This window comes from Bartonella sp. CL100XZDX (genome assembly GCF_042195375.1).
Lineage (GTDB): Bacteria > Pseudomonadota > Alphaproteobacteria > Rhizobiales > Rhizobiaceae > Bartonella.
Genome location: NZ_JBHIOH010000006.1, coordinates 61,960 through 68,769, shown reverse-complemented (window position 1 = coordinate 68,769; position 6,810 = coordinate 61,960). Strand labels below are relative to the sequence as shown.

The window sequence follows — 6,810 nt, the reverse complement described above, 5'->3', positions numbered from 1 at the left end:
ACATAAATATTGAAAGTATAAAATCATGTCCGTATCTGAGACCATTTTTTCAACAAAAAATCTCGATAAAATGAAACGAAAGAAAGTAATCAAGGCTCTTCTTATCGTCTTTGCGCTTTTTGTACTTTGGTTTAGCTATAAGTGGACGACGCAATGGCGTTATATGCTGTCCACTGAAGATGCCTATGTGCAAGGAGATATAGCCGCTATTGCGACTAAATTAAATGGGTATATTGAAAAAATTGCCATTAAAGCCAACCAAGTTGTAAAAAAGGACGATGTTTTATTTTACCTAGACAATGGTGATTATAAAATAGCCTTGGATCAAACAGAAGCGCATCTTAACACACAGAAAAAAACACTTCTACGCATTGATGCGCAAATCACAGCCGCTCGTAGTTCTTTAGATGATGCAAAAGCACAAAAAGCAGCCGCTTCAGCCATAGCAACCAATGCACAACTCACCTTAAAACGTGTAACAGAACTGAAAGCCAATCGTTATGCTCCTCAATCCAATGTTGATGATGCCAAATCCGCTTATGAACAAGCCATTGCGAATGTTAACAGAGCGGATGCAAAAATGGCTTCAGCACGTGCAAATATCCGAGTGCTAGAAGCACAACGAAGTGAAACAGAAAGCGAAACAAAGAGTTTAGAGCTCTCGCGTAAAAAAGCACAACGTGATCTTGATTCGACCATTATACGAGCGCCATTTGATGGAGTTATAGGAAATTTAACAGCAAAAACGGGAGATTTTGTTGTAAATGGCCAACGTCTTGCGGCGTTAGTCCCCATACATGCACTTTATATTGAAGCAAACTATAAAGAAACACAGCTACAAGACATTCATACCGGACAAAAAGCTTATATTTCTGTTGATGCCTTCGAAAATGATGTTTTTACAGGAACAGTACTTTCTATTTCGCCCGCAACAGGCGCTGTTTTTTCTCTTCTGCCTCCACAAAATGCTACCGGTAACTTTACAAAGATTGTCCAGCGCATTCCCGTACGTATTTCTATTCCAGAAGAAGTCTTAAAAACCGGACATATCCGAGCAGGAATGAGTGTTTCAGTGAAAATTGATACACGTACAAAGCCACAAGATAAAAGTCTCTTATAAAAAAGTAGAAGATCTTACTATGACATCTTCCATACCAGAGCTCATACAGTCTCAAGAACGCATAGGAATGCGCAAAATTGTAGTTTTTATTGCTATGTCTTTTGGCATGTTTATGGCAATCTTAGATATCCAAATCGTTTCCTCTTCTTTAGCTGAAATTCAAGCGGGTCTTACAGCAAGCTCTGAAGAAATTTCATGGATTCAAACCTCCTATCTCATCGCTGAAGTCATCATGTTGCCGCTTTCTGGATTTTTAGGAAGATTGCTTTCAACACGTGTTTTCTTCACCATATCAGCGATCGGGTTTACGATTACTTCTGTTCTTTGTGCAACAGCAACATCTATTGGAGAGATGATTTTGTATCGCGCACTACAAGGTTTTATTGGTGGAGGAATTATCCCAAGCGTTTTTGTCGCCTCTTATGTTCTTTTTCCTCCTTCCAAACGCCCAATTGTTACCCCTATTGTTGGACTAGTAGCAACATTGGCCCCCACCATTGGTCCAACCGTGGGAGGCTATATTTGTCATCTCTCATCATGGCATTGGCTCTTTCTCATCAATGTACCCTGCGGGATTATCATCTCAATTCTCGCTTGGAAATTAATTGATTTTGATAAAGCTGATCCCTCTTTAATGAAGAAGTTTGATTGGTTAGGATTCATTTCTATGGCTACTTTCTTGGGAACTTTAGAGTATATTCTAGAAGAAGGAGCACGTCATGATTGGCTGAGTGATACGCTGATTCGGGATTTGTTCATTACCATGATTCTTGCTGCAGCCTTATTCTTCTGGCGTGCTTTTACAGTAAAAGAACCCATTGTAGATCTCTCTACTTTTTCTAATTTTAATTTTTCAGCTGCATCCATTTTTTCCTTTTCATTGGGAATAGGCCTTTATGGACTCACGTACCTTTATCCTGTCTATTTAAGCCAAATCCGCCACTTTGATGCCCTCATGATTGGAGAAACATTGTTTCTTTCAGGATTCGTCATGTTATTAACTGCCCCGCTTGCTGGATTTCTTTCAGCACGAATGGATGCACGTTTAATGATGGCAATAGGACTTTTTGGTTTTGCAATAGGTATTTGGATGGCGAGCTCTATCACAGATAACTGGGATTTTTGGCAGCTTTTTTGGCCGCAAGTTTTCCGTGGTGCTTCTGTAATGTTATGTATGGTTCCTATTAATAATATTGCCTTGGGAACACTCCCACCAGAACGGATGCAAAATGCTTCTGGACTCTTTAATCTCACCCGGAATCTAGGTGGGGCTGTAGGGCTTGCCATTATCAACACTCTCATAACAAAACGCACAGACTTCCATCATGAACGAATAGCCGAAACTCTTAACTACGCAAACAGACAAGCAACTGAAATGCTTTCAAATCTTACTGTATTATTCAAAACAGAAACCTTTGATTCCTATACTCTGGCTCTTTCTCAATTGTTTGGTATGGTACGCATACAAGCAACCATTATGGCTATTAGTGATATTTTCTTTATCATAACCATCATTTTTGGTGTTTTGACATTTATGACCATGTTTCTCAAAAAAATACCACCTCTCATGGATTCACCACCAAATCACTAAGCTTAATTAAAATTGAGAAATATTTTTTATCCTTATCACTTTGCTCGTTTCCTATGCACTTTATCTTGTCTCAAGAGACAGTATAAATAAACATATGATTCTAAATGATTCTTCTGATAAAAATTCTTTTAATGCGGGCTCTTTCCGCACTTAAAAACAACTTCTCGCATACAAAAATTGTTCTAGATGATAATAAACAAAGAGCTTATCTAAAGTGCTCCACACCATAAAGATAAAGCAGCCATTTCTATAAGATTTTTGATTTATCACTATAGGGCACAAAAGATTAAATCTCTCATCTATCTACCCCCTTTTTACGCTACTATCCTCATAAAAACTATTTTGTTAAGATTCTGTGCCCTTCACTCTTTTGATTCTTACAAGAATATTCATAAAAGATTTATGATTCTTGTGATTTTTATTCACGCACATATTTCTCTTATAATGTGTAGGATAACGTTTTTTTTGATTCTGAATGCAAAATTTTACATGAGAAAATCATTTTGTATTTGATACTCTCATGCCAATTGCAAAACGATTTACCTTTATAGCAAAAAAGTAATGATATATTTTTTTCAAAAAAGCTGCTTTTAAACATGTAATTTTATTTTTTTACACTCTTTAAAAAAAGCTGATACTTACAATTTTGATTCTACTGCTACATATTTTTCTTTCTTAAGCCCCTGCTCTTTCAACAAGAGCTGAAATTGTATAAAATTTCTCAAAATATCTCTCTATTGAATCAATCAAAACCATTCCCTTGCACATAAAAAGCAAAGAAATAAAAACTGTTTAAGAAAAAAGTAAAATATCCAACCGTTTTGATGCAAGATCGACCAACGATATTGAAAACTGGAAAACTGTATGATGATAGCGACTTTAAAAGAACACAAGACAACTCAAAAATCCGGTTCCTTCAGTATTATAAAATAAGACACTATTTCAAAAAATGAGCTTAAAATATATTCTTACTCACTTAACTGAAATTATCAAAAATAAGAAACCAGCCCCATAAAGAAAAAGCCATATAATAAAATCGCAATACAACTCCCCAAAACTTTGTACCGCTAAATACCTTGGCACTGTCAAAACGGTATGCTCTTCTCAATGGCAGCTGCTGAAAAACGAAATAAACACTATCTTCAAGCGACTTTATGATGCTGAAAACGATTTGAAACTTCTCGTTCTCCACTAGGAACCAAAGTGCCATAACACCCAGAAAGATAATGTGGTATCAGTTCCAACGCTTGAAAGCGATGTTTTTCGTAAGGACCAGGCATTGCCAAATTTTCTGTTAAACTATTTGAAAAGCCAAAACGTTGATAAAATTCAAAATCCCCTACCAGCAAAATGGCGCCATATCCCAATTTTTTTGCTGTTTCAATTGCATGTCGGACTAAAATTGATCCTATTCCCATACCAGCACATTCAGACGCAACAGCCAAGGGGCCTAAAAGTAAAGCATGTTGTGTTTCATTTTTTTCTTTAGAAAAAGAAACATGCCAAAGACGGACACTTCCCACAAGCTCTCCAAGCACATTTTTAACCACAAAAGAGAGCCCTTGAGCAGCCAAACGACCACGACGTAAAACCTCTGATGATTTACGTTTACGTCCATACCCCATCATTGAATCAAGCAAATTTTCTCGATAAGGCTTATCGGCTTCTTGCTCCAATAAAAGTGTAAAACATGCCCCATCTTTTGTTTGAAAATTAATCATGTTCATCTCTATAACCGCCCTCTTACAGCGCCATGACAAGCATAGCAAAAAATCTAAAAAACTATAGTTAAAAGGAAATGTCAGATCACATATGATCGTAAAGGCTCAAAACCATTAAAAGCAACCGATGCGTAAGTTGTTGTGTAAGCACCCGTTCCATGAATCAATATTTCATCTCCTATCGTTAGGGATAGAGGAAGCGGATAAGGTGTTTTTTCATAGAGAACATCTGCCGAATCGCATGTCGGTCCAGCCAAAATACAAGGCTCCATCACCTTATCATCATGAGGTGTCTCAATAGGATAACGAATGGCTTCATCCATAGTCTCAGCAAGACCATTAAATTTCCCAATATCAAGATAAACCCATCGTACATTATCGTTATCAGCTTTTTTAGATATTAGAACAACTTCTGTACGAATAACACCAGCATTGCCAACCATCGCACGTCCTGGCTCAATAATCGTCTCAGGGATACGATTACCAAAATGCTTTTTCAATGAATCAAAAACTGCTGTACCATAAGCTTGTTCTGTAGGGACATCTTTCAAATAACGCGTTGGAAAACCGCCCCCCATATTCACCAACCTTAGTGAAATGCCTTCTTGTTCCAAACGCTTAAACACTGTAGAAGCATCCGATAAAGCACGATCCCACGCACTCAAATCAACCTGCTGAGATCCAACATGAAAAGAAACACCATAGGCTTGCAAACCCAATTGGTGTGCCCGTCTTAGAACATCAACCGCCATATCTGGAACACAACCAAATTTGCGTGACAATGGCCACTCTGCACCTTTGCCATCGGTAAGAACACGGCAAAAAACACGTGCTCCTGGAGCAACACGCGCAATTTTTTCCACTTCTTCAACACAATCAACAGCATAAAGTGAAACTCCCAATGCATATGCTCGTGCAATATCACGCTCTTTTTTAATCGTATTTCCAAAAGAAATACGCTCTGACGTTGCTCCTGCTTTTAAAGCCATTTCAATTTCTGCAACAGAAGCCGCATCAAAAGAAGATCCTAAAGAACTTAGCAAACGCAAGATTTCAGGAGCTGGATTTGCCTTTATTGCGTAAAAAATACGAGACTGCGGCAGAGCTTTTTCAAAATTTAAATAGTTATCACGAACAACATCAAGGTCAACAATTAAGCATGGACCTTCAGAACGATGTGTTGCAAGAAAATCGCGAATACGTTGCGTTGCCATCTGCAATTCTCCTTGAGGGAACGCTCCCCCACTCTATGCTTAGACAGCCAAAGCTGCCAAAAGCTAAAGGACAAAAAACACACAACAACCATCCCCATTCTGATTACAAAAAACCAGAAATTAGCATTGCATGCTGCGAAAGAACAGCGCGAAACCGCGTTATTCTATTTTATATGCCTTTTTGATTGGAGTTGAGAAAACCACTTCCGCACTGAAGGCAATGAGGTGTGCCTCTATAGTTATCCCAGCATTTAAAAGCTGGAAGACACCAGAAAGGCCCGCACCGTCGTTGCTTCAAGATGTCCTCATTCTTGCAATTGGCTGTAAGAATGACTGGAGCGGTTAGTTCCAGGTACCGTACCGGTTAATCTCACCATTTGAGAACCAGCGGACACCCACAGGCACGTGCGACTTTGGGCAAGGCATCCTATAAAACGAATTCTTTCTCATTTCAATCATTTTTTTAATTTTAAACATTTTTTAATTCTTAAAGATAAAATGATGCGAAAAAACAACACTCTCCCCCACCAAACAAGGTCATTCATCCACGTTCATGGGATCACTCCCCTCATGTAAAACAGAATACCCCAAACGGAATATAGTTGGGTTGTATCCTCACGTACTTTCTTTAAAGAAACATTTCTTAAAGTGCTCGAGCCAACTTCACACCAGCGCCCGTAAATGATAGAATAGTACCCCCAATAAAATAATATAAAATCTATTGAACCCACTATTTTTAGGCTTCATAAAAGAGCAAGCTGATCATCATCACACACTAAGCCCCCAATGTTGTGACAGCCCTTGACATTTGAGACGACTAATAAGAGGCACGTCCTTCTTGTATTGTTTTACTCCACGTGACTTTCCCCGCTTGTAACGTGGAAGAGATATGGTTTTTATTGATTCAACCATAGAAACAGGCTTGGAATGAGAGAATCCTGACGATATTTAGATCTCTTATTCAAGATGTAAATAGCCAATTATTATAAATCAATGTGCTAAATTGTTCGTAAATGACTTTTCTATTTTAAAATGAAAAGTATTTGAAATACTCAATCCTATAAAATCAAAGAAAGCAAACAATCTATAATGATTACTTATAAGTCAAATAATTTAACATAAACAAAAAGACCGAATAATATCCGGTCTTATAAAATATTTTTC

Annotated in this window: 4 protein-coding genes; 2 read left to right on the top strand and 2 right to left on the bottom strand. The window is 37.8% G+C overall.

The window, feature by feature from the left end; genetic code table 11:
• Positions 1 to 25 precede the first annotated feature (25 nt).
• A complete protein-coding gene (locus ACFILU_RS00760) occupies positions 26 to 1,120 on the top strand; it encodes an HlyD family secretion protein (RefSeq protein ID WP_375647309.1) in 1,095 nt (364 codons plus the stop codon).
• A 19-nt stretch (positions 1,121 to 1,139) separates the two neighbouring features.
• Positions 1,140 to 2,711: a DHA2 family efflux MFS transporter permease subunit gene (locus ACFILU_RS00755; RefSeq protein WP_375674363.1), complete on the top strand. Its 1,572-nt coding sequence runs from the start codon at positions 1,140 to 1,142 to the stop codon at positions 2,709 to 2,711.
• 1,142 nt (positions 2,712 to 3,853) lie between these two features.
• On the opposite strand, the gene ACFILU_RS00750 is transcribed toward ACFILU_RS00755, so the two are convergent.
• On the bottom strand, positions 3,854 to 4,438 hold the full coding sequence (locus ACFILU_RS00750) for a GNAT family N-acetyltransferase (protein ID WP_273791458.1): 585 nt from the start codon (positions 4,436 to 4,438) through the stop codon (positions 3,854 to 3,856).
• 74 nt (positions 4,439 to 4,512) lie between these two features.
• A complete protein-coding gene (locus tag ACFILU_RS00745; protein WP_273791459.1) occupies positions 4,513 to 5,646 on the bottom strand; it encodes a type III PLP-dependent enzyme in 1,134 nt (377 codons plus the stop codon).
• Positions 5,647 to 6,810: the final 1,164 nt, after the last annotated feature.